Origin of the sequence: Paucidesulfovibrio longus DSM 6739 (genome assembly GCF_000420485.1) — a bacterium.
Taxonomy (GTDB): Bacteria; Desulfobacterota; Desulfovibrionia; order Desulfovibrionales; family Desulfovibrionaceae; genus Paucidesulfovibrio; species Paucidesulfovibrio longus.
In genome coordinates, this window is sequence record NZ_ATVA01000014.1 from 152,009 (window position 1) to 173,105 (window position 21,097).

Below are 21,097 nucleotides of genomic sequence, written 5' to 3' on the forward strand. Positions count from 1 at the left end.
ACGATAAAACGTTATGATACAACGCATCATCCTCGACGACTTCCTGGCCCACAAGCACACGGAACTGGCCCTCGGACCCGGGGTGACCGTGCTGACCGGCCCCAACAACAGCGGCAAGTCCGCAATGGTCGAGGCCCTGCGCTGCGTGGCCACCAATCCGCCCCCCCGCCACGTCATCCGGCACGGCGCGACCCTGGCGCGGGTGGAGGTCGTGCTGGAAGACGGAACCTCCGTGGCCTGGTGCCGCAAGAAGAACACGGCCTGGTACGAGCTGAAGCCGCCGGGAGCCGAAGAACCCGAATATTTCCGCAAGCTCGGCCGGGGCATGGTTCCCGATGAAATCCGCGAGGCCCTGCGGCTCGATCTCGTGGACCTGGAAAGCGGCGTGTCCGTGGACGTGCACGTGGGCGACCAGAAAAAGCCGATATTTCTTTTGGATATGGACGGTGCGGACGCGCGCATGGCCGAGTTTTTTGCCGCGTCCAGCGAGAGCGCGCATCTCATGGCCATGCAGAAAAGCCTGCAAAGCCGCAACCGCGAGGCCAAGACCCGCGAGCGCACGCTCCGGGTCCGTCTGGAGCAGCTCGCCCAGGGTCTGGATCGGCTCGCGCCCCTGCCGGAAATCACTCGGCGCGGAATGCTCGCCAGGGAAAGCGGCAAGGCCGCGCAGGCCCTGGAAAAGGCGCTGCCCGAGCTGGAGCGCGCCCTGTCGCGGGGACGGTCGTTGCGCACCGGGCTGCGCGCGGCTGCCAGGCGCAGCGCCGCCACAAAGCCGCTCGCGGCTCCCCCGCAGCCCTGGGACGCGCCCGGACTGGAACGCCGCATCGTGGAGATGGCGCGTCTGCGCGTTCGGCAGGATCGCAGCCGCGCGCTTGCTCAGGCGCTCGCGACCTTGACCGCAACCCCGTCCCCGGCATCCACAACCGAGCTCAAGCAGCTTGTGGACAGCATCAACATGCTGAATAAATTAATGAAAGCTACAAATGGGAAGGCTGCGTCCCTGACCGGACTGCAAGCGCCGCCGGAACTCTTCAACCAGGATCCCCTGTCCGGGCTTCTGGGCGAATTGGCTCTGGCCGGGCAACGGCTCGAGGCGGGCGTCAAGGTCGCCGGGGCGCGCGCCGAGCGGCTGGCCGCCGTGCGCGAGGACATTCGGCGGAAGCTGGACAGCATCGGCTCCTGCCCGCTCTGCGGCGGCAGGCTCGACGCCGAGGCCTTCACCGGGGGCGGCGCGTCGGAAGGCTGCGCCGGGGCCTGCGCCGGAAGCGGGGAGGAATCCCAGCCATGAGCGCGACGAACGTCCCGGAGCACGGCCTCGGCTGCGCCGCGCCCGTTGTTCACGATTTGCCGGAGGTCCGGGGCGAGGGCCTGTTCTTCGTGGGCGACCCGCACGTGGCGGACGCGCCTCCCGGACACCGGCTGCCCGGCTACCGGGAGCAGATCCTCGACAAGCTGGAGAGATGCCTCCAGGAGGCCGCCGGACGGTCCCTGGTGCCCGTTTTCCTGGGCGACCTGTTCCACTGGCCGCGCGACAACTCCAATGCGCTCCTGGTGGCCCTGATGGAGCTTTTCCGGCCCCATCGGCCTTTCGTGCTCGTGGGCAACCACGACAAGCACCTGGCCCGCTGGACCCGCGACGTGTCCCTGGCCGTGCTGCACGAGGCCGGGGTCGTCCGGCTCATGGGCGAGCCGGGTCCGCAGTTCGTGCTCAAGACCCCGGCGGGCCGCGTGCTCGTGGGCGCGACCCCGGACGGCGGGCGGCTGCCCACGGGGTTCATGCCTGCCGAGGGCGACCCGGAGACCGTGCTCTGGTGCGCGCACCACAACATCAGCTTTCCCGATTTTCTGGACCGGGCCGGGCGCATCAAGGAGCTGCCCGGCATCGACTGGCTGATCAACGGGCACATCCACAGGCCGCAGCCCCAGGTGCGCGCGGGCCGGACTCTCTGGGCCAATCCCGGCAACATCACCCGGCTGACGTTTTCGCGCCGCTCCCTGAAGCGGGAACCCGCCGCCGCCATCTGGACGCCGGGCTGCGCGGAGCTGGAACGCTGGGTCGTGCCGCATCTGGATTTCTACGAGGTTTTTCCGCGCCAGGAGTTCCCGCCGGAGGAACAGGAGAGCGAAGGCGAATCGCGTTTTCTGGCCGGACTGGAGCGCCTTGCCTGGCGGCGCAGCCGGGAGGGCACTGGTCTGAGGGATTTCCTGAGCGCCAACCTGAACCCGGAGCGGCCCGAAACAGGATTGATCTGGGAATTGTACGAGGAGGTCGTCAAGAATGAGCGTGAATAACCGCAACGGCTCCGCTCCCGGAACCGGCGGAAACGCGGACGCCCGGCTCCAGCAGGAGCTGGCCGAGCTGAAGCGCGAGTACGAGCGGCTGCGCGACGAGAAGATCCGTGCGGACAGGGACGTGGAAACCCTGACCCGGCAATTGGAAGAGCTCAAGCTCCAGGCCGAGGCCGAGTACGGCACCTCGGACCCGGAGCGGCTGCTCGCCCTGCTGGAGCAAAAGCGCGAGGAAAACGCGCGCCTCGTGGCGGACTACCGCGAACACCTTCGGGCCATCCGGGCGGACCTGGAAGCCGTGGAAAGCGCCGAGCGCAACGCGGGCGACGAAGGAACATTCTAGGCTATGGATTTCAGCGAGCTGGACGAATTGGCGGAACGGGCCGCGCGTCTTTCCGGATTGGCCCAGGCCCGCCACGAGGAATTCGTGCGCGCCCGGCGCGAGCTGTGCGGGGTGGAGTCGTTTCTGGCCCTGGCGCCCCAGGCGGCAAAAACCCTGGAGGAGCTTTCCTCCGCGCTCTTCGGCGAGGTGCTCGACGAGATCGAGGCCAACCTGACCCACGCCATCCGCGAGGTGCTCGGCCAGGACCGCACCGTGACCAGCGAGCGCAGCACCAAGAACAACAAGCTCCAGGTCCATTTTTCCATCTACAGCGGGGGCGACGAGGAGCGGCAGGAGGACATCCTCTCCGGCCAGGGCGGGTCCGTGGCCAACATCCTTTCCGTGGGCCTGCGGCTCATCGCGCTTTCCCAGCTCGATCCCCGGCGGCATCGCCCCTTCCTGGTCCTCGACGAGCAGGATTGCTGGCTCAAGCCCGAACTGGTTCCCCGGTTCATGAAGCTCATCGCCCAGATCGCCCGCCGGCTGGAACTTCAGCTGCTGGTCATTTCCCACCATCCCGTGGACGCCTTTGCCTCGGCCGCGGACCGCGTCTGCCAGCTTTCGCCGGACGCGGAAACCGGGCCGCGCCTGAGCGTGACCCGGATCCGGGGCGTCGAAGACGCGGACGGCCGCGCCGAGCCGGATGCGCCGGACGGGGAATGACGGAGGGCGGGCGCGTGCCCACGGTCAGCCCAGGCAGCGGTCCTGGAAGGTGTAGCTGGTCCCGTCCTTGGCGAGCAGGCCGAGTTCCAGGAGCCGGTTCAGGTCGCGCCGCGCCGTGTGCTCGCTGACTTTGTCGTAGAGCAGCTTGTAGGGCGTCTTCAGGAACAGATCCTTGAGCTGGAAGGGCAGGGGGCTTCCGCCCTTGTGCAGCCCGGTCGATTCCGCGCCCAGTCCGGTCTTCCATTCCGCATCCGGAACCGTTTCCCGGTCCAGGAGCAGCACCAGCAGGTCGTGGCTGCGCCTGTTGATTTCCCTCGCCTCCAGAAGCAGCCGGAAACGTTCGGTCAGGGCCAGGCGCCGGAGCGGCGCGGTCAGCCGTTCCCGCAGCACCTCCAGGCTTTCCAGCAGCCCTTCGAGCATGAAGACCAGAAACGAGGTCAGGTCGGCGTTGTCCGCCGGGGAGTCGTCTAGGGGGAAGAAGCGCAGATACTCGTCCGTGTGGCGGCGGTAGTACATGGGCAGCATCATGCAGGCGAAGCGGAAGCCGCCCACGGCCAGGATGGAGCTTTCGAAGAAGCGGGCCACCCGTCCGTTGCCCTCGTTGAAGGGGCGCAGCCGGAAGAGATGGTAGTGGAAAAGCCCCGCCCGGACGGCCTGTTCCAGGTCGTAGAGATCCTGCGCGTTGGTGCGGGTGATCAGGTCCAGAACCCTGTTCTGCACCTCCTTGGCGTATTCGCCCATGCCGCCGGACACGGTGCCCTGGACCATGACCGCATGGACCTTGCGCATGAAGCCCTCGGAAACGCCGAACACGCCGGATTCGACGCGCCGTTTGGGCAGGGGCGCGTAGGCCAGTCCCAGGTTGGTTATTTCGCGGCGGGCGCGGGCCACCGTGGGGCCGGCGGGCACGTCCGCCTGGGCGTAGTCCAGGGCCAGCAGCTCGCGGACTTCGTCGAGGCGCATGGGGTTTCCCGCGATGGCGGCGGTGGCGTGGATGGACAGCTCCACGAGTTCCTGTTCCAGCTGGTCAGCCAGGGCCGGGAGCATCGGAAGCTTGTTCAGGGCGTCGTTCAGTCCGCGTGCGCGTCCGGCCAGGGGCAGGACGCGGGACGGATCGAAATGCATGGAAAAAGTGTTGTCGATCGTCATTTTGCACCACCTACCATGCTGAAATTATGAGTTTATACTAATAGGCATGGTATGTGTTGCAAAAGAACATGTCAACCCCCGGCCCCGGACGGACCCGGCATGGGCTTATGCGCATGGTACCATTGCAGAAAAGGTTCCGCGTTTCCCTTGAAATCGATGCCGGTGAGCTGTTCCCAGGTGCGCACCAGGGCGCGGTGCGAGGCCGAGTAGTCCGGGTGGTTGCGGTTGAGCAGGGCGTGGGCCAGGGCTTCCAAGCTGGGGCCGTGCTCCGGGAAGCGGGCCAGCAGCGCCACGAGCCTGTCCTGGGGCTGCGCCCAGGCGTGGCGAAGCCCGTCGGCCAGGGTGTTCAGGACGTCGGCGGGCAGGCCGCGCACTTCCTTTTCCAGCGACTGGACAGGGTAGTCGCGGGCCAGTTGGGCCAGAACCAGGGCGGCGTCCGCGCCGGGAAAGGAGCGGCCCGTGGCCGAGGCCAGGAGCAGGCCCAGGCAGCGCGCGTCCACAAGGACCGGGTCCGAGGCGAGCCGCGCAAGGGCCGCGTCCAGTCCGGGCAGGTCCGCTCCCTGGGCAAGGCGGGCATACAGCGGCAGCGGGCGCAGCGCGCGGGCGTAGGCGCGGGTCATGGACGGCAGGGGCTCGCGCAGGAACGCCTTGAGCACGGCGAGCGCCTGTTCCCCGTTTCCGGGATACTCCGCGAGGCAGGAAAGCACATACCAGCGCACGGCGTAGCGCTCGTCCGCAAGGCCGCGTTCGGCCAGTTCCGGGGTGATTCTTCCCGGCTCCGTCCATTTCAGGATCAGGTCCGTATCCGTCTCGTCGCCCGGTGCGGCACCCGGTTCGGGAGCCGGCCGGAAACGCTGGTCCGGTCCGAGGGTCAGGGGCGCGGCGTCGAAATCATAGGGCAGCATGGGGTCGGTCCAGCCGTCGCCGCGAAGCCGTTCAATGACCTCGCGGGGGGTGAAGCCGCGCAGTTCCTGCGGGCCGTGCACGGCGGTGACGGCGTCCAGCGCGCGGGTGAACTCGTGCGCGGCCAGGGCCGAGGCGCGTGCGGACGCCCGGCGGACAAGCTCCCCATAGTCGTCCAAAGGCGCGGGAGCGGCGGCGGGACGGGAAAAAGCCGCCAGAGCGGGCGCTGCCAGGAGGAGGAGCAGCGTCAGCGCCGAGAGCAGAAGGGCGCTCCTCCGGCGCAGGGTGTCCGTTGCGGCCCGATGGACGGCCGGGTTCCCTTGGCCGTTGGCTTGCGGCGCTCCGTTCATGGATTTCCTCCTTTGAAGCAGATGGTCTTGAAAGCGGTCCGGATTGCGAAGCCGCCGGATATCAAGTAGGCTCCTGAGGCATGTCGGGGCGCGTTTTCGCCTGCCGACGCAGCCCCTTCGCGCCGCAACGCAATTTTTCCGGAGTGCAGCAATGGCCGTGGACAAGAACATTCGCATCCTCGTCGTGGACGATTCCAGCGCGATCCGGCGCATCGTCACCTCCGCCCTGAAGCAGATCGGCTTCAAGAACATCACCGAGGCCGCGGACGGCGCCCTGGCCTGGGAGGTCTTGCAGGCCGAAACGATACAGTTGATCCTCAGCGACTACAAGATGCCGCGCATGAGCGGCATGGAACTCCTTGAAAAGGTCCGCGAGAGCCGGGAGCACCGCAACATCCCGTTCGTGATGGTCACTGCGGAGGCCCAGAAGGAGGCCGTGGTGGAGGCCGTGCAGAAACGGGTCAGCGGCTACATCGTCAAGCCCTTCAAGCCCGACGACCTGGGCAGGAAGATCCTCAAGGTCGTGTCCTGAGCCGATTTCGCGCCGCGCCGCGCAAAGGGGCCGCTCCACGGAGCGGCCCCTTCGTCGTGTCTAGTCGTCCAGGCAGGTGACCTGGCCGTCGAGTATGTAATAGATCAGGTCGTGCTCACCGCTGAGATAGGCCACCAGCGAACCGAGGCTGTGGTCGCCCATGTGTTCCACGCGGATGTAGGCGTGGCGGTAGCCGGCCTGTTGCAGGTCGTGGGAGGTCAGCACGCTGGAGAAATGCACGTTCTGCGCCCGCAGGTCTTCCAGCAGGGAGGCCAGGGGGCCGGGCTTGGCCTCCAGGCGGAAGGCGAACTGGGCTCCGCCCCGGGCGAGTCCCGTGGCCGAGACCAGGAAGCGGAAGACGTCCACTTCGGTGATGATGCCCACGAGCTTGCCTGCGGCGTCCGTGACGGGCAGCGCGCCGACCTTGTGCTTGGCCAGCAGGTCGGCCACGGTGTCCATGGCCGTTTCCGGGCTGACGCAAAGGGGATCCTCGGTCATGATCGAATCGACCTTGAGGTCGGCGAGGCCGTGGCCCTGCTCCGCGGCCATGCCGCCGGGCAGATATTTGGATGGCATGGCGTCGCGGATGTCCCGGTCGGAAAGGATGCCCACGACCGTTCCGTCCTTCTCCACCACGGGGAATTGCCGGATGTGCTGTGCGCGCATCACTTCCGCCGCCGCCACCACGTTTTCGTTTCTGCCGAGCGTCATGGGCTTGTCGGTCATCCAGTAACGTACCAGCATGTGCAGACTCCTGTTCTCGTCGCGTTGGTTCAGTTCGTGCCGCGGACCAGCACCACGACCCGTGCATTTTCAAAAATTCGTTCCTCGGCGTCGGCCCTGCGCAGGGCGGCCGCGCCTTCCCGGCTGAGCACCAGCGCGCCGTCCGCTGTCGCCCGCAGGCACTGCACGGTCAGGGCTCGGTGGGCTCCAAGGGCGCGGATCAGGGATTCGGCCTTTGCCGGCGTGGTCGTGAACCCGGCCATGCCGCGCCGCACGATGACATCGGCGGCGACCATCTCCGGCGCGTAGAGCGCTTCTCCGTCCTGGTCCACCAGCCGCAGAACGCGGCCGGGCGCAAAGCCGCAATCCCGCGCGTCCACCACGACGCCGTCGATGGGCGGTTCCCGCGGCCCGCTGTTGGGGCTGAGCAGAAGGCGGCAGCGCAGTCCCTGGGGAACAGGCTCGAAGGACGCCTCGACCACGCGCAGTCCCGCGATTTCGGACCTGGGATCGCTCCAGTCGGGCAGGGGAAAGCCGGGATCAAGACGCTCCAGGCGTCCAGATACGGTGACCAGATAGGCATCGCCGCTCTTCACGAGGATCACGTCCGTGAGGGGCTGCGCGCCGCAGGATGCCCGCTGCCTCCAGACCGTGAACTCCCCGGCCTTTCCGGAAAGAGTCTCGGCCAGGATGCCGCTCGGAGCGTCCGCTTCAAGGGAGTCCGGCCGCGCGACCGAGGCCAGGGCGTCGGCCAGGGCGGCCGCAAAGGCGGCCTTGCGGACGTCTGCCTGCGAAGCGTTGCCGCCGAGAAGAGGAGCGAACCCGACGCCGCTGCGGACATGGGAGGCGAAATCCGGCGCCAGGGCGGGTTCCGGCCCTGGACGTTCCGTCGGAAAGGAAGGCAGGGACGCTCCCGGCGCGGGAGGTTCCGGGGTCTGGGCGGCGCAGCCGCCCAGGAGCAGCGCGGCCAGAACAGCCGTGAGCAGAATGTGGCGCAGCGACGCGGAGCGCGGGCCGCAGAGCAGCGAGAGGAGCTGGACGCGCCGTGGGGGAAGGGTCGAGGCGCGGTTGCCGCGCAGCGCATTGTTCATGGCTCTGATGTAAAACATATTCGGCTGCATTTCCATAGGGCAGTACGAGCTGAAGGAAAATCAAGCCAATACAATTGGTGAATATACATTAGATTGATTTCGAATTATGCATTAAGGCAGCATTATACTGTTGTACAATAGCAAAAGCAAAAATATTAAATGTTATTTGAAGTCATATCCAAACACAAATGTCTGATATAGCATCAAAATATAGCGTTAACGATTGACAATGCTGTATGCTGCATATAGAAGATGTCCCGTAAAACCGTATCGAATCAGTCGATGGAAGGGGGGCATTACCATGAATTATTACATAATCAAAAGGGATGAATGCGGTCGCCTGGTCAGCGCCGAGGAATTGTCGAACCTGGGATTTCAGGTGTCAGAGGCGTGCGCAGTCGCTCCGCGCGGGCGGAATGAAGGCTGTCCAGATGAAGAGGAATTCGAGAATTCCCGCTCCGAACCGCTGCCGGTCCGGTCGGAGGAGGCTTGAGGCGCGGTCATTGACAGCACACACGGCAGCGCTTAATCCATATGTGGAAGAAGAGGTCACAAACCGAGGAATATTCGTTCAACAGTGTCCGATATTACGCATTTCACAAAATCCTTTCTCGCGCGGCAGCCGATTTTTGATGCGACTCTGAACACTTGGGGGTACATGCTCCTGTTCAGGGCCTGCGGGGAGGATACCTGCGCGGAGATCGACAATCCCTTCGAGGCCACCACGGACGTGCTCTCCACGCTGCCCATGGTCACGGAGGGGCTGCCGGAGCACGCCAGGGCCATGATCCGCTTTCCCGCCAGGGCCATCCGCGAGGAAATGCCGGTGACGCTGCGGCCCGAATCCACGGCCATGATCATGGCCCGGCTGTCCTGCTCCAGCCAGGAGGACATCCTCGTTCTCGAGCGGCTCAAGGAGGAAGGCTACCTCGTGGCCGTGGACGATCTTTCCCCTGGTTGCGAAGGCGACAAGCTCGTGGGCATGGCGGACATCCTGGTGCTCGATTTCGCCACCCAGAGCGAGGATCAGCTGCGTGCGCTGGCGCGGGTGGCTGTGCGCGGCGGACTGACGCTGATGGCCAAGAAGGTCGAGACGCGCGAGGGGATGGCCCTGGCTCGCGAGCTGGGCGTGCAGCTTTTCCACGGCTATTTCTACCAGCAGCCGGACATCCACGAGGGCCGCAAGCTGTCCACGGTCCGGGCGGCGCGCATGCGCCTCTTCGAGCTGCTCAGCCAGGACGAGCCGGATTTCGACGTCATCGCCACCGCCATCGAACCGGATCCCGTGATCAGTTTCCGGCTGCTGAACTTCCTGAATTCGCCGCATTTCGGATTCGCCAGGGAAATCTCCTCGGTACGGCAAGCCATTGTACTCGCGGGCTGGCACAAGGTCCGCAACTGGCTGCGCCTGATCCTGCTCTCGGACATCACCCCCCAGGAAAAAACCAGCGAACTGCTCTACCTCTCCGCGCACCGGGCAAGGTTCCTGGAGCTGCTGGCCACGTCGGCGGGGCAGGCGGAACAGGCCCAGAGCCTGTTTCTCGTAGGCCTTTTCTCCCTTCTGGACGCGCTGCTGGACATGCCCATGTCCGAGGTCGTGCGGCTCGTGCATCTTTCTCCCGAGATATCCGAGGCGCTGTGCGGAGACGAGAGCGCGTTCTCCCCCTGGCTGGCCCTGGCGCGCACCATCGAGAACGGGGAGTGGGACGCCATGGGGCATCTGGCCCTGAATCTCAATCTGCCCACGGGCTCGGTGTCCGAGGCGTACGTGGAAGCCTACGAATGGGCGGACGGTTTTTTCAAGACTTCTTCGATTCCGGGCTGAGCCTTCAGCGGGTCCGGCACGCGGCTCCGCCCTCTTTCCCCCTGCACGATGATGATGTAAGCTGCGCCGCGAAACTCATCGCAACCTCGCAGACCGGAGCATACATGCGCCTGACTCGTACCATCGGCCTGGCCGTCCTTTCTGGACTTCTGCTTGCCGCGCCCGCCGTCGCGCAATGCGTCGAGGGCAACTGCATCAACGGCTCGGGAACCAAGATCACCCGCGGGCACAAATATTCCGGCGAGTTTGTGGACAACCATCGCCAGGGCTACGGCACATATGAATTTCCCAACGGCGACACGTACACGGGCGAATTCGTGCAGGGCGACATGGAAGGACAGGGCGTCTACCACTACGCCAACGGCGACCGCTACAAGGGCGAGTTCAAGGACAACCTGCCCGACGGCGTGGGGGAATTCACCTATGCGGACGGCAAATCCGTGAAGGGCGTTTTCGAAAAGGGCGTGCTCGTCCGGCCCGATGAGCAGGTCGTGTCGCATGATCTTCCCGAACCCGGCCAGAGCGCGGGCGCGGGCGGCGCGGACGAAAGCTATCCGGACAGCGTGGGCGTGCGCCCGTGGGATACGGACGCGGACCACGCCGGGAGCGAGCCTGCGCCGGACGACGCGAGAGACGCCGGACACTACGGAGGCGGGTCCGGGGCTGCGGACGACTACGCGGCCGAGCCCGGACAGGAGCCTGCGTTCTAGCGCGGCGTCCGGTGGGATTGAATGGATTTTCGGCACGGGGCCGGCGCAAGGGGAAACCCGTGCGTCGGCCCCGCGCGTTTGCGGCTACATGCCCAGGGCGCGCCGGGTGATGCCCCGCAGCATTTCGCGGGGCATGTCCGCGTCCCAGTGTCCGCTGGCCCGGCCCCAGGCGTAGAAGCCGAGCAGCACGGCCACGGCCCCGGCTCCGGCCAGCCAATACGGCACGCGCCGATTCCCGGCACGCAGGCTCAGGCAGCCCGGCACGGGACACGCGCCCACGCATTCCCCGCAGCCCACGCATTCCGGCGTGTTCACCCGTTCGGCCTTGTCCACGGCGATGCCGTTGGGGCAGGTCCGGGCGCACTTGCCGCAGGCGATGCAGGAATCCGGCTCGCGCTGCACGGCCACGGGCGAGCAGAGCGCGACGAGCCCGAGCAGCGCGCCGTACGGACAGAGAAAGCGGCACCAGAAATTGCGCACGAGCAGGGAAGCGAGGACCAGCCCGGCCAGGACCGCGAGCAGGAGCAGGGACGGCCGGGCAAAGAACATCAGCATGCGCGAATCCGCCGCGAAATAGTACGGCGTGGTGCGGAACTGCTCGATGGCGGGCAGGGTCAGCAAGACGACGAAGGCCGCAAGCGCTCCGGCCAGGAGAAGGTATTTCGGAACCCAGAGCAGGTAGCGCGTGCGCCCGGAAACGCGTTTGGCCAGGCCCAGCCTGCGGCCCAGGCGGTCGAGCAGGTTGGAGAGGAACCCCAGGGGACAGATCCAGCCGCAGAAGCCGCGCCGGAAGACCATGCACATGGCCACCAGGGCCAGGAGAATGGTCAGGGCGGCGGGGTGCACCGTGTCCCATTGCCCGGTGAGCAGCCAGCGCTTCAGGCTCATGAGCGAGACGATGGGCAGAAAGCCCTCCACAGCGGCGGGCTTGGCCGCATAGACGTCTCTTGCTCCCAGCGCCCAGGCCACATGCAGGGCCAGCTCCCAGGCCAGATAGACGTGGAACAGGGCGAACGCGCCCTGCACGGCAAGGCGCAGGCGGATGGGCGATCCAAGAATGCGAGTCTTAATAATATGCGTGAGTTTTCCACTGGATGAAGATTCGGTAGGCATTCGATAACCTTTCGGACGGTCGACCTCGAAGAGCGGGACGGAGCCGGGATTGGGGCGAAGCGGGGAAGCGCATCTTGGCCCTTGGGCCTGCGGAGATCAAGCCCGGAAAGCGTCGGCTGGCCGACAGTTCCGGCGCGCGCGAGGGGGGCCTTAGTCCAGGTGCCTGTCGAGGATTTGCTGGTACAGGAGGCTGGCGCGGATTTCGTCCAGCGCCTTCTGAAAACGCTCCACCAGGGCGGGATCCGTGTCCTTGTGGAAGGCGTAGTACACGTCCATGTCCGTGAGCACGAACACGGTTTCGAAGTCCGAGGGGCTGAAGCCGTGGCGGATCAGGTAGCGGTGCATGGCGCCCTCCTCGTAGGAGATGAGGTCGATGCGTCCGGCCACGAGCTTCTTGAGGTTGTATTCCATGCTCGTCACGGGTTCCACCTGGATGCGGTCCTTGTACGGGTCGAGCAGCAGGTCGGAAATGTCCTTGATCACGGTGCCCACCGAGTAGTTCCGAAGCTCTTCGATGTCCCGGACCTGCAAGTGGCGGTGGCGCAGTCCCGTGAGCACGAACCGCGCCTGGGAGATGGGACCGGCCCAGCGGAAGAGCGTTTCGCGCGAGTCGTTGCGGGCCATGGCGAAGAGGACGGTGTTCGGCTCGGTCTGAACGATGTCGTAGGCGCGGGCCCAGGGCAGCAGCTGGATGGGCTGCTCGGCCACGCCCATGCGTTTCCAGGCTTCCTTGAGCAGGTCCACGGAGAGTCCCTGGAGTTTTCCGTCGCGTTCGTAGTTGAAGGGGAAATAGTCTTCGGTGAGGTAGGTCAGGTCTTCCGGGCCCGCGGCCAGTGCCGGGGCGTGGCCCGCGGCGAGGCAGAAAATCCACAGGGCGAGGAACAGGGACGGTATCCGCATGCGTGTCTCCAGCGTCGGCATTGTTGCCTGAGAGAATAGCATGGGGAGCACCGCAACGGCAACAAAACGGGGCCGGGCGACCGGAAGGGGACGCCCGGCCCCGCAAGGGGCGCGAAGCCGCCAAGGGATCAGAGCATCTTGTCCAGGAACGAGCGGATGCGCTCGTTGTCCGCGCCTTCGGAAAAGAAATTGGCGGGCGCGCCCTTGGCCAGGAACTTGCCGTTCTCCATGAAGATGACCGTGTCCGCGACCTCGCGGGCAAAGCCCATGTTGTGGGTCACGATGACCATGGTCATGCCTTCCTCGGCCAGGGAGCGGATCGTGTCGAAGACCTCGCCGACCAGTTCGGGATCCAGGGCCGAGGTGGGCTCGTCGAAGAGCATCAGCTTGGGCTGCATGGCCAGGGCGCGGGCAATGGCCACGCGCTGCTTCTGGCCGCCGGAAAGGGTGGCGGGAAAGCGGTTCTTGCGGTCGCCCATGCCGACCTTGTCGAGCATGGCCAGGGCGATGCTTTCCGCTTCGGCGCGGGGCATGCCCTGGACCGTGAGCGGACCTTCCATGACGTTGCCGAGGGCGGTCATGTGCGGAAAGAGGTTGAACTGCTGGAAGACCATGCCGATTTCCGCGCGCAGCGCGCAGAGCTGGGCAAGGGGTGCGGGGACGCGGCGGCCCTTGCGCTCGACCCAGCCGCGCTCGCGGCCCTCGAAGAGCAGGGCGCCTTCGTCCATGCTTTCCAGGAAGTTCATGGTCCGCAGCAGGGTGGACTTGCCGGAGCCGGAAGGCCCGACGATGACGACCTTTTCGCCGCGCTGGATGTCCAGGTCGATGTGGTCCACGGCCAGGGTCCGTCCGAAGCGCTTGACCACGCCTTTGAGCTGTAGGATGGGCTGCATGCGGATTCTCCGGGCTAGCGCCGTTCGTACACGCCCACGCGCCGTTCGATCCACTCGAAGGTCACGGTGAAGACCGTGGTGATGGCGAGATAGATGAGCGCCGCGAAGAAGAGCACGCTGACGTTGAAGTAGGCGTTGAACATCTGGTCCGCCGCGCGCATCAGCTCGACCATGGCGATGGTCGAGACCAGGGCGGTGTCCTTGATCAGCGCGATGAACTCGTTGGCGAAGGGCGGGATGATCCGCTTGTAGGTCTGGGGAATGATCACCCGGCGCATGGTCTGGCGGTAGGTCATGCCCAGGGCCTTGGCGGCCTCGGTCTGGCCGTCGTCGATGGATTCGATGCCGGCGCGGATGATCTCCGCCAGATAGGCCGAGTAGTTCAGGGTCAGGCCCAGGAGCGCCGCGGTCAGGGGATCGAAGGTGATGCCCACGGCGGGCAGGCCGTAGTAGATGAAAAAGAGTTGCAGAAGCAGCGGGGTGCCCCGGAAGATCCAGATGTCCATCCAGCAGAGGGTGGACAGGGGCTTGAAGCGCGAGAGCCGCCCCAGGGCGATGAACAGCCCGCCCACAGGGGAGACGAGCATGGTCACGAAGACGAGCAGCAGGGTCATCAGCGTGCCGTGGAGCAGGGCGGGCAGGAAGCGCCGCGCGTCCTGCAGGAGTTTCTTCCAGGCCGGGAGCCGGGCCTCGTGAATGGACCGCAGCAGCGTCCTGGCCTCGATGTTGTCCGGAAACACCCGCAGCACGTCGTTGACGTAGGCCTCGGCCGCGTCCATGTCCTTTTCGGCCCAGGCGATGCGCGCAAGCTGCATCCGGGCGAAGAGGTACACGCCGCCGGTCTCGGCGCTGTCCGGCGCGGGAACCCCGGAAAAAAGCTCGCGGGCCGCGTCCATGTCGCCCTGGTTCAGGGCCTGTTTGGCCTGCCCCACCAGCTCGGCCGGGTCGGCGGGAGCGGCCGCGGTGTTTGCGGCCAGGGGCCATGCCCAGCTAAGAAACACGATCAGGAGCGGGACCAGCACGGCCCCGCTCCGCTTCATCGCGTCGCTGTTCGCGCGCGTTTTCATCGATCTGAACCGCCTAGAAGTTCTCGGGGTTGGTGATGTCCTCGCCGAACCACTTGATGGAGATCTTGGCCATGGTGCCGTCGGCGATCATGGCGTCGATGGTCTCCTGAATCTTGTCGCGCAGGGAGACGTCGTTCTTGCGGAAAGCCACGCCGAAAGGCTCCTTGGTGATGAAGCCGGGCAGGGACTTGTACTTGCCGGGCTGGGCCGCGGTGAAATAAAGGCCGGAGAGGTTGTCCGCGACCACGGCGTCAAGACGGCCGGACTCCAGGTCCAGGAAGGCCTTGGGGTTGTCGTCGTACTCGCGGACCTGGGCCGGGGCAGCGGGCAGGGCCTTGGCGGCCTCGACAGCGGAGGAGCCGGCCTGGACGCCGATATTCTTGCCGCCGAGATCCGTGAGCTGCTTGAGATTCTTCTCGTCCATGCGCACCAGGGCGATCTGGCCGTCCATCATGTAGGGCTTGGTGAAGAGCACCTGCTTGGCGCGGTCCTCGGTGATGGTCATGCCGTTCCAGATGGCGTCGAACTTGTTGCTGTTCAGCGAGTTGATCACGCCTTCCCAGGCGGTCGGCTGCCAGACGATCTTGATGCCGAGGCGGCGTCCGGCCTCTTCGGCGGCGTCGATGTCGAAGCCGACCAGCTTGCCGTCGTCGGTGCGGAAGCCCATGGGCGGGAAGGCATCGTCAAGGCCGATGACCATTTCGCCCTTGGCCTGGACTTTCTGCCAGGAATCCTCGGCCTGGGCCGTGACGGCCAGGCACATGGCCGCTAGCACAAAAAGCACGATAAGGCTACGTTTCATAGCTCCCTCCGGTCTCTGCGGGGTTGTTGTGACAAAATGGGCCTAGCCCAAGGCCGGGCAACATGCAAGGAGAGAATCCCTGTGCAAGGCCGGGGGGCTAGGTCATGTCGCGCATGGAGGAGAAAAAGCTCTCCGCGTCGAAAGCCGGGTGCTTTTGTTCCAGCTCTGGCAGGGCCGCGAAAAAATCGTCCCAGCCCGCTATTTCCGGCAGCTTTTTCTTGTCGGCGTACGGCTTGAAGGTGGTTCCGTCCGGGCACTTCGTCATCACGATCTCGAAGACGCCCCCGGCGTTCTGGTCCATCCAGTGCGCGGACCAGGAGCTGCGGTCTCCCTCGGTCTTTTTATATTTTTCGAAGTAGGCCTCGAAAGCGGCGCGGATTTCCTCGTTCGTCATTTCGCCTCCCTGGTTGGAATGAGATGTTTCAGCAATAATCATACCTCATTGAACAGCTTCTTCCAAGGCGCTTGTGCCATCTCTCACAAGAGCCGGGAGGCGTTCCTCTGCGCGCAAAAAGCTGGTAACCAGTCTGCCAATCCCCTGTTTTGCATTTGGAGGATTCCCATGAAGTTGAATCGCATCAGCATCCGCTGGAAAATGATCGCGCCCTTCGCGATCTGCGTCCTGCTGCTCGGACTGGCTTCCATGCTCTTCGTGCGCTCCGAGCTGGACAGCCTGCATGTGGCCTCGCTGCGCGCGCGGGCCGAGGCCAAGGCCGAGTCCATACGCGAGGAGATCGACCTCTCTTCCGGACTCGCCAGGGACACGGCCGCGCTGTTCAGCTCGCGTCCCGTCGTGGTCCGGCCGTTTGAGACGGCGCGCAGCGGAAACATGGACGACGAAAACGACGCCATGGGCCAGGCCGCGCGCGAAATGCTCCGGCGCGAACTGGCGCAGGATCTCGCGGGCTTCAAGCAGGTGACAGGAAAAGCGCTCAAGCTGCATTTCCACCTGCCCAACGGCCGCAGCCTGGTGCGCCTCTGGCGCAAGCAGCAGGTCAAGCGGGACGGCAAGTGGCTGGACGTCTCCGACGACATCTCTTCCTTCCGCCAGACCGTCCTGGACGTGAACCGCACGGGCAAGCCCGTGCAGGGCATCGAGCTGGGGCGCGGCGGGTTCGTGCTCCGCGGGCTGGCCCCGGTGCAAGACGAGAACGGAACGCAGCTCGGCTCCGTGGAGGTGCTCGTCGATTTCCAGCCCATCCTGGACGCGGCCCAGGACGAGGACGGCTCCAGCGTTCTGCTCTACATGAACGCGGACAGGCTGAACATCACCCGCCAGCTTCAGGACCAGGCCAAATTCCCGCACCTGGGCGAGTTCGTGCTCGTGGCCGGCGACAAGGCCAAGGCCGAGGAACAGGGCATCGACGAGGCGCTGATCGCAAGCGGCAAGCAGCAGCTCGCCGTGCGCTGGGACGGCGAGCGCGCCCTGGCCGCGTTTCCCGTGCTCGACTATCGCGGAGAGCAGATCGGGGTCATGGCTTACGTGATGAACGCCGAGGCGCAGCGCGCTTCCATGACCGAGCTGTTCACGACCCTTTCCGGCGCGTTCGTGCTCGTGCTGCTTCTGCCGGGCCTGCTGGTCCTCGTGGCCCTGCGCTACGCGGTCCTGCTGCCCATGCGCGGCCTGCGCGACACCATCCACCGTCTCTCCCTGGGCGACCTGACCTGCGGGGAAAGGATGTGCACCGGGGACGAGCTGGAGGAAATGGACAGCGCCCTGGGCGAACTGATCGAGGCGCTGTCCGGCCGGGCCGCCTTGGCCGGGCGCATTGCCAAGGGCGATTTGACCGAGGATGTCGTACTAGCATCTGAGAATGATACTCTTGGAAAATCATTAAAGGAAATGACGAATAATCTGCAAAATCTGATAACGCAGGTGCAGACGGCTTCCGACCAGATCGCGGCGGGATCGACCCAGGTTTCCGACTCCAGCCAGCAGCTTTCGCAGGGGGCGACCCAGCAGGCTTCCTCCGTGGAGGAGATCACCAGTTCCGTGACCGAGATCGCCAACCGCACCCGCATCAACGCCGAGAACGCGGGCGAGGCCACCCGCCTTGCGGGCGAGGCGCGCGACCAGGCCCAAGAGGGCCAGAAGCGCATGAGCGGGATGATCCAGGCCATGGAGGAGATCAGCGCGTCCAGCAAGGCCGTGGCCAAGATCAACAAGGTCATCGACGAGATCGCCTTCCAGACCAATCTCCTGGCGCTGAACGCGGCCGTGGAGGCGGCGCGGGCGGGCAGCCACGGCAAGGGCTTCGCCGTGGTGGCGGAAGAGGTGCGCAACCTGGCCTCGCGCAGCGCCAAGGCCGCCCAGGAAACCACCCAGCTCATCGAGGAGTCCCTGGGCAAGGTCGGCGTGGGCAGCGAGATCGCCGCCCAGACCAGCGAATCCCTGGCCAGCATCGTGAGCGCCGCGTCCAAGGCCGCGGATCTCGTGGACGAGATCGCCCTGGCCAACAGGGAGCAGGCCGAGAGCGTGGGGCAGGTCAACCAGGGCCTGACCCAGGTGGAGCAGGTCACCCAGGCCAACACGGCCAGCGCCGAGCAGACCGCTTCCGCAGCAGAGGAGCTTTCCTCGCAGGCGGGCTGGCTGCGCAATGTCTTGGCCCGGTTCCGGACCAGGGCGGCGGCCGAGGCCCTGCCCGGCGGCTACGCGAACGGGCACGGCGCGGACGCGGATGACGCGGACTTGCCGGGCCGGGACGGGGAATATGCGGAAGAGGAACCGAATTCCCCGGACGGGGAGTGGGGCGCAGCTCCGCGGAAAGGGACGGCGCGGCGCAAGCTGGATACCTTCTAGCGGGGGCCGCAAGGCGAAATGAAACGGGCCGGACTTGTCCGGCCCGTTTTCGTTTCCGGGCCGGAACTCAGGCCGGGGAGCCGCCCCCGGCCAGGTCCGAAGCCAGCGCGCCCAGGGTTTCCAGGGCGCGTTCCAGCTCCTCGGACCAGACCCCGCCGCAGCTCAGGCGCAAACAGTTGTCGAAGCCTTCCTGGGTGGTGAAGATCGGACCGGGCGCGATGCCGATGCCCTCGGCCTTGGCCCGGTAGAACAATTCCACGGCGTCGGCCTCGCCGGGCAGCTCGACCCAGAGGACCACGCCGCCGCGCGGCTCGGTGACGCGGGTGCCGCGCGGAAAGCAGCGCCCCAGGTGGGCGCGCATCAGGCGCATCTGTTTTTCCACGGCGCTGCGCAGGCGCTTGAGCTGGCGCTCGTAGAGTCCGGCCGCCAGGAACTCGGCCAGGGCCATCTGGTTCGGGCTGGCCGTGCAGACGTTGGTCGTGGCCTTGACCTCAAGGGCCTTGTCCCGGAAGCGGCCCGGCGCGAGCCAGCCCACGCGCCAGCCCGGACAGACCGTCTTGGAAAAGGACGAGCAGAGCAGCACCAGCCCCTTGTCGTCCAGGGCCTTGAAGCTGCCGGGCCTGGGGCCGGTGAAGTGCAGGTCCGTATAGACGTCGTCCTCCACAAGGGGGATGTCGCGGGCCTCCAGGAGTCTCAGGATGTCCTTCTTGGCCGCGTCCGGGGTCCACGCGCCGTCCGGATTGTTGAAGTTGGGACAGAGGATGCAGACCTTGACCTGGTATTTGTCCAGGGCCGCGGCCACGTCCGCCGGGTCCACCCCGGAGCCGGGGCAGGAAGGCACCTCCACGGCGCGCAGGCCGAGGTTCTCGATGAGCTGGAGAAAGCAGTAGTAGGTGGGCGACTGGATGAGCACGTTGTCGCCGGGGCGGGTCAGGGCGCGCAGGCAGATGGAGAGTCCTTCCATTGCTCCCGACGTGATGATCAGATCATCGGGGGCGAGGCCGGCTTCCGGGTCCGTGCAGCGGAAGGAGATCTGGCGGCGCAGTTCCGCGTTGCCGGGAATGCTTTCGTAGCTCATGGCCTGTTCCGGCCGCTCGCGCAGCACGCGGGAGAGGATGCGTCCCAGGGCCTTGGTGGGCAGCAGCTCCTCAGTGGGGCAGATCACGCCGAGCGGGGCCAGACGGGGGCTGCCCACGGCTTCGAGCACGGTCTGGATGAGCTGGCCCCGGCTCACGGCGCGCGGGGCCGAGTCCGCCGGACGCGCCTGCGGCGTTTCCAGGGTTCGGAACGAGCGGCGCACGAAGAATCCGGATCGCGGCCTGGACTCGATGACCCCTTTGGTCTCCAGCTCCAGATAGGCCTGGTTGACCGTGGACAGCGACAGCCCGGTGCGCACGCGCATGGCCCGCAGGGAGGGCAGCTTTTGCCCGCGCAGGAGCGCGCCGCTTTCGATCATCTCCATGATCTGGCGCTCCACGGCCTGATAGAGAAACGGTTCCTGCCAGTTCGTCTGCATGGTCGCTCCGTAAACTGTATTGCTTCAATTCGGTTGAATCTGTATCTGTACTGGTGACAGGTTATCTGTTCCAGTGGCCAAAAGCAAACGAACCCCGTCCTCCGGGCTGCGAAAATCGCGCGGGCCGGAAGTTCCGCGGACGCGGGACCGGGGAGCAAAGGAGCCGCCGTGCAGCAGACAGAAACAGCCACATTGGAGAGCGCCATGCCGGGCCATGTTTTTTCAGGCATGCGACAAGCCCTTCCCGTGGTCCTGGGCTACATCCCCGTGGGCTTCGCCTTCGGAGTGCTCGGGGCCAAGGTGGGCGCGTCCGTGTTCAACGTGGTGCTCATGTCCGTGCTGGTCTACGCGGGCTCGGCCCAGCTCATCGCGGCGGGGCTGCTCGCGGCCGGGGCAACGCCCCTGACCATCGTTGTCACCACCTTCATCGTCAATCTGCGCCACCTGCTCATGTCCGCGGCGCTGTCCCCGCACCTGCGGAGCTACGGCAAGGTGCAGCAGGCCCTGTTCTCCTTCGAGCTGACGGACGAGACCTTCGCTTTGCATTCGGGCCGCTTCGCGGAGCCCGGAACGGACCCGGCCGGTCCCGGAGCCAAGGCCGAAACCTTCGCCCTGAACGTCACGGCCCATTGCGCCTGGGTCTTCGGATCCTGGCTGGGCGTCACGGCCAGCACGCTCATCGCGGACGTGCGGCCCATCGGCCTGGACTACGCCCTGCCCGCCATGTTCATCGCCCTCATCGTGGGGCAGATGAAGAGCCGCCTGCACATCTTCATCGGCCTGGGCGCGGGCGCCCTTTCCACGGGCCTGCTGCTCGCGGGCGTGGATCAATGGAACGTCATCTTCGCGACCGTGGGCGCCGCCGCCCTGGGCGCCTATCTGGAGGAAAAATGGACCAGCGCACGCTCTTTCTGACCATTCTGGGCATGGCCCTGGTGACCTACGTGCCGCGGGCGCTGCCTGCCCTGGCGCTCTCCTCGCGCACCCTGCACCCCGCCGTGCGGCGCTTCCTCTCCTTCGTGCCCGTGGCCGTGCTCTCGGCCCTGCTCCTGCCCTCGCTGGTCGTCACGGACGCGCGCCTGGACTTTTCCATCGGAAACGTCTTCCTTTGGGTCAGTCTTCTCTTGCTGCCGTTCTGCATCAAGACGCGCAGCTTTTTCGGCACGGTGGCCGTGGGCATGTTCCTGGTCGCCGGGGCGCGCTGGTGGCTCGGCGCGTAAGCCAAAGCGCCCGCGCGGCGATAAATCGCGAAAACGCCTCTGGACGTGCCGTTCAGGGGCGTATTGTGCTTTGGGCAGGGGAGAAGCGCCTTGACTCCGGTTCGCGCTCTTCACATAAGAGAGGAGAGGATGCGGGGCGCTCTCCCCGCGCAAGCGAATGCCGCGCCGC

Annotated in this window: 21 protein-coding genes; 10 read left to right on the top strand and 11 right to left on the bottom strand. The window is 65.9% G+C overall.

Annotated elements, in window-relative coordinates:
* The first annotated feature begins 13 nt into the window (after window positions 1-13).
* From G452_RS18900 to G452_RS18905, 4 genes are read left to right on the top strand one after another with little or no spacing between them, the layout of a single operon-like run.
* Window positions 14-1,288: an AAA family ATPase gene (locus G452_RS18900; RefSeq protein ID WP_022662084.1), complete on the top strand. Its 1,275-nt coding sequence runs from the start codon at window positions 14-16 to the stop codon at window positions 1,286-1,288.
* On the top strand, window positions 1,285-2,292 hold the full coding sequence (locus G452_RS0109815; RefSeq protein ID WP_022662085.1) for a metallophosphoesterase: 1,008 nt from the start codon (window positions 1,285-1,287) through the stop codon (window positions 2,290-2,292). The genes G452_RS18900 and G452_RS0109815 overlap by 4 nt, the downstream gene beginning before the upstream one ends.
* Window positions 2,279-2,632: a hypothetical protein gene (locus G452_RS0109820; RefSeq protein ID WP_022662086.1), complete on the top strand. Its 354-nt coding sequence runs from the start codon at window positions 2,279-2,281 to the stop codon at window positions 2,630-2,632. Before G452_RS0109815 ends, G452_RS0109820 begins: the two co-directional genes overlap by 14 nt.
* A 3-nt stretch (window positions 2,633-2,635) precedes the next feature.
* Window positions 2,636-3,334, top strand: coding sequence for a hypothetical protein (locus G452_RS18905; protein ID WP_022662087.1), 699 nt, complete (start codon window positions 2,636-2,638; stop codon window positions 3,332-3,334).
* 24 nt (window positions 3,335-3,358) lie between these two features.
* Here G452_RS18905 and G452_RS0109830 read toward each other — a convergent pair whose 3' ends face one another.
* Both G452_RS0109830 and G452_RS0109835 read right to left on the bottom strand, forming a co-directional pair.
* Window positions 3,359-4,483: a Fic family protein gene (locus G452_RS0109830; RefSeq protein WP_022662088.1), complete on the bottom strand. Its 1,125-nt coding sequence runs from the start codon at window positions 4,481-4,483 to the stop codon at window positions 3,359-3,361.
* Window positions 4,484-4,554: 71 nt separating this feature from the next.
* Window positions 4,555-5,736 (bottom strand): hypothetical protein, encoded by a 1,182-nt coding sequence (locus tag G452_RS0109835; RefSeq protein WP_022662089.1) that lies wholly within the window; start codon window positions 5,734-5,736, stop codon window positions 4,555-4,557.
* A gap of 151 nt (window positions 5,737-5,887) precedes the next feature.
* Here G452_RS0109835 and G452_RS0109840 point away from each other — a divergent pair, with 151 nt between their 5' ends.
* Window positions 5,888-6,268, top strand: coding sequence for a response regulator (locus G452_RS0109840; RefSeq protein ID WP_022662090.1), 381 nt, complete (start codon window positions 5,888-5,890; stop codon window positions 6,266-6,268).
* Between the two features lie 60 nt (window positions 6,269-6,328).
* Here G452_RS0109840 and G452_RS0109845 read toward each other — a convergent pair whose 3' ends face one another.
* Together G452_RS0109845 and G452_RS0109850 are read right to left on the bottom strand one after the other, a co-directional pair.
* On the bottom strand, window positions 6,329-7,012 hold the full coding sequence (locus tag G452_RS0109845; protein WP_022662091.1) for a CBS domain-containing protein: 684 nt from the start codon (window positions 7,010-7,012) through the stop codon (window positions 6,329-6,331).
* A 29-nt stretch (window positions 7,013-7,041) separates the two neighbouring features.
* Window positions 7,042-8,100 carry a hypothetical protein gene (locus tag G452_RS0109850; protein WP_022662092.1) on the bottom strand — a complete coding sequence of 353 codons (1,059 nt, stop codon included), beginning with the start codon at window positions 8,098-8,100 and terminating at the stop codon, window positions 7,042-7,044.
* A 640-nt stretch (window positions 8,101-8,740) separates the two neighbouring features.
* On the opposite strand from G452_RS0109850, the gene G452_RS0109855 reads away from it, so the two are divergent.
* On the top strand, window positions 8,741-9,907 hold the full coding sequence (locus G452_RS0109855) for an EAL and HDOD domain-containing protein (protein WP_051142033.1): 1,167 nt from the start codon (window positions 8,741-8,743) through the stop codon (window positions 9,905-9,907).
* A 104-nt stretch (window positions 9,908-10,011) separates the two neighbouring features.
* Window positions 10,012-10,617, top strand: coding sequence for an MORN repeat-containing protein (locus G452_RS20605; protein WP_022662094.1), 606 nt, complete (start codon window positions 10,012-10,014; stop codon window positions 10,615-10,617).
* Window positions 10,618-10,701: 84 nt separating this feature from the next.
* Here G452_RS20605 and G452_RS0109865 read toward each other — a convergent pair whose 3' ends face one another.
* The 6 genes from G452_RS0109865 to G452_RS0109890 all read right to left on the bottom strand — a co-directional run bounded on the left by G452_RS0109865 (window position 10,702) and on the right by G452_RS0109890 (window position 15,786).
* The gene (locus tag G452_RS0109865) at window positions 10,702-11,730 is read right to left on the bottom strand and encodes a 4Fe-4S binding protein (RefSeq protein WP_022662095.1); all 1,029 of its coding nucleotides are present in this window, start codon (window positions 11,728-11,730) and stop codon (window positions 10,702-10,704) included.
* Window positions 11,731-11,880: 150 nt separating this feature from the next.
* On the bottom strand, window positions 11,881-12,630 hold the full coding sequence (locus G452_RS18915; protein WP_022662096.1) for a substrate-binding periplasmic protein: 750 nt from the start codon (window positions 12,628-12,630) through the stop codon (window positions 11,881-11,883).
* Window positions 12,631-12,758: 128 nt separating this feature from the next.
* Complete coding sequence (locus tag G452_RS0109875) at window positions 12,759-13,523, bottom strand: amino acid ABC transporter ATP-binding protein (RefSeq protein WP_022662097.1); 765 nt, start codon at window positions 13,521-13,523, stop codon at window positions 12,759-12,761.
* Window positions 13,524-13,537: 14 nt separating this feature from the next.
* Complete coding sequence (locus tag G452_RS0109880; RefSeq protein ID WP_027189159.1) at window positions 13,538-14,545, bottom strand: amino acid ABC transporter permease; 1,008 nt, start codon at window positions 14,543-14,545, stop codon at window positions 13,538-13,540.
* Window positions 14,546-14,603: 58 nt separating this feature from the next.
* The gene (locus G452_RS0109885) at window positions 14,604-15,392 is read right to left on the bottom strand and encodes an amino acid ABC transporter substrate-binding protein (protein ID WP_022662099.1); all 789 of its coding nucleotides are present in this window, start codon (window positions 15,390-15,392) and stop codon (window positions 14,604-14,606) included.
* Window positions 15,393-15,489: 97 nt separating this feature from the next.
* Window positions 15,490-15,786 (bottom strand): hypothetical protein, encoded by a 297-nt coding sequence (locus G452_RS0109890; protein ID WP_022662100.1) that lies wholly within the window; start codon window positions 15,784-15,786, stop codon window positions 15,490-15,492.
* A gap of 168 nt (window positions 15,787-15,954) precedes the next feature.
* Here G452_RS0109890 and G452_RS20610 point away from each other — a divergent pair, with 168 nt between their 5' ends.
* The gene (locus G452_RS20610; RefSeq protein WP_022662101.1) at window positions 15,955-18,192 is read left to right on the top strand and encodes a methyl-accepting chemotaxis protein; all 2,238 of its coding nucleotides are present in this window, start codon (window positions 15,955-15,957) and stop codon (window positions 18,190-18,192) included.
* 67 nt (window positions 18,193-18,259) lie between these two features.
* Here the strand turns inward: G452_RS20610 and G452_RS0109900 are convergent, their stop codons facing one another.
* Window positions 18,260-19,708 carry an aminotransferase-like domain-containing protein gene (locus G452_RS0109900; RefSeq protein WP_022662102.1) on the bottom strand — a complete coding sequence of 483 codons (1,449 nt, stop codon included), beginning with the start codon at window positions 19,706-19,708 and terminating at the stop codon, window positions 18,260-18,262.
* A gap of 168 nt (window positions 19,709-19,876) precedes the next feature.
* On the opposite strand from G452_RS0109900, the gene G452_RS0109905 reads away from it, so the two are divergent.
* Complete coding sequence (locus G452_RS0109905; protein WP_235619610.1) at window positions 19,877-20,623, top strand: AzlC family ABC transporter permease; 747 nt, start codon at window positions 19,877-19,879, stop codon at window positions 20,621-20,623.
* Window positions 20,599-20,928: an AzlD domain-containing protein gene (locus G452_RS0109910; protein ID WP_022662104.1), complete on the top strand. Its 330-nt coding sequence runs from the start codon at window positions 20,599-20,601 to the stop codon at window positions 20,926-20,928. The genes G452_RS0109905 and G452_RS0109910 overlap by 25 nt, the downstream gene beginning before the upstream one ends.
* Window positions 20,929-21,097 lie beyond the last annotated feature (169 nt).

What these genes read in the sequence shown, in the direction of transcription:
- G452_RS0109830 (WP_022662088.1), bottom strand. Translation starts at nt 4,483, where the DNA reads ATGACGATCGACAACACTTTTTCCATGCATTTCGATCCGTCCCGCGTC.
- G452_RS0109845 (WP_022662091.1), bottom strand. Translation starts at nt 7,012, where the DNA reads ATGCTGGTACGTTACTGGATGACCGACAAGCCCATGACGCTCGGCAGA.
- G452_RS18905 (WP_022662087.1), top strand. Translation starts at nt 2,636, where the DNA reads ATGGATTTCAGCGAGCTGGACGAATTGGCGGAACGGGCCGCGCGTCTT.
- G452_RS0109835 (WP_022662089.1), bottom strand. Translation starts at nt 5,736, where the DNA reads ATGAACGGAGCGCCGCAAGCCAACGGCCAAGGGAACCCGGCCGTCCAT.
- G452_RS0109865 (WP_022662095.1), bottom strand. Translation starts at nt 11,730, where the DNA reads ATGCCTACCGAATCTTCATCCAGTGGAAAACTCACGCATATTATTAAG.
- G452_RS0109850 (WP_022662092.1), bottom strand. Translation starts at nt 8,100, where the DNA reads ATGTTTTACATCAGAGCCATGAACAATGCGCTGCGCGGCAACCGCGCC.
- G452_RS0109890 (WP_022662100.1), bottom strand. Translation starts at nt 15,786, where the DNA reads ATGACGAACGAGGAAATCCGCGCCGCTTTCGAGGCCTACTTCGAAAAA.
- G452_RS0109855 (WP_051142033.1), top strand. Translation starts at nt 8,741, where the DNA reads ATGCTCCTGTTCAGGGCCTGCGGGGAGGATACCTGCGCGGAGATCGAC.
- G452_RS0109910 (WP_022662104.1), top strand. Translation starts at nt 20,599, where the DNA reads ATGGACCAGCGCACGCTCTTTCTGACCATTCTGGGCATGGCCCTGGTG.
- G452_RS0109875 (WP_022662097.1), bottom strand. Translation starts at nt 13,523, where the DNA reads ATGCAGCCCATCCTACAGCTCAAAGGCGTGGTCAAGCGCTTCGGACGG.
- G452_RS0109820 (WP_022662086.1), top strand. Translation starts at nt 2,279, where the DNA reads ATGAGCGTGAATAACCGCAACGGCTCCGCTCCCGGAACCGGCGGAAAC.
- G452_RS0109900 (WP_022662102.1), bottom strand. Translation starts at nt 19,708, where the DNA reads ATGCAGACGAACTGGCAGGAACCGTTTCTCTATCAGGCCGTGGAGCGC.
- G452_RS20610 (WP_022662101.1), top strand. Translation starts at nt 15,955, where the DNA reads ATGAAGTTGAATCGCATCAGCATCCGCTGGAAAATGATCGCGCCCTTC.
- G452_RS0109840 (WP_022662090.1), top strand. Translation starts at nt 5,888, where the DNA reads ATGGCCGTGGACAAGAACATTCGCATCCTCGTCGTGGACGATTCCAGC.
- G452_RS18915 (WP_022662096.1), bottom strand. Translation starts at nt 12,630, where the DNA reads ATGCGGATACCGTCCCTGTTCCTCGCCCTGTGGATTTTCTGCCTCGCC.
- G452_RS20605 (WP_022662094.1), top strand. Translation starts at nt 10,012, where the DNA reads ATGCGCCTGACTCGTACCATCGGCCTGGCCGTCCTTTCTGGACTTCTG.
- G452_RS18900 (WP_022662084.1), top strand. Translation starts at nt 14, where the DNA reads ATGATACAACGCATCATCCTCGACGACTTCCTGGCCCACAAGCACACG.
- G452_RS0109815 (WP_022662085.1), top strand. Translation starts at nt 1,285, where the DNA reads ATGAGCGCGACGAACGTCCCGGAGCACGGCCTCGGCTGCGCCGCGCCC.
- G452_RS0109885 (WP_022662099.1), bottom strand. Translation starts at nt 15,392, where the DNA reads ATGAAACGTAGCCTTATCGTGCTTTTTGTGCTAGCGGCCATGTGCCTG.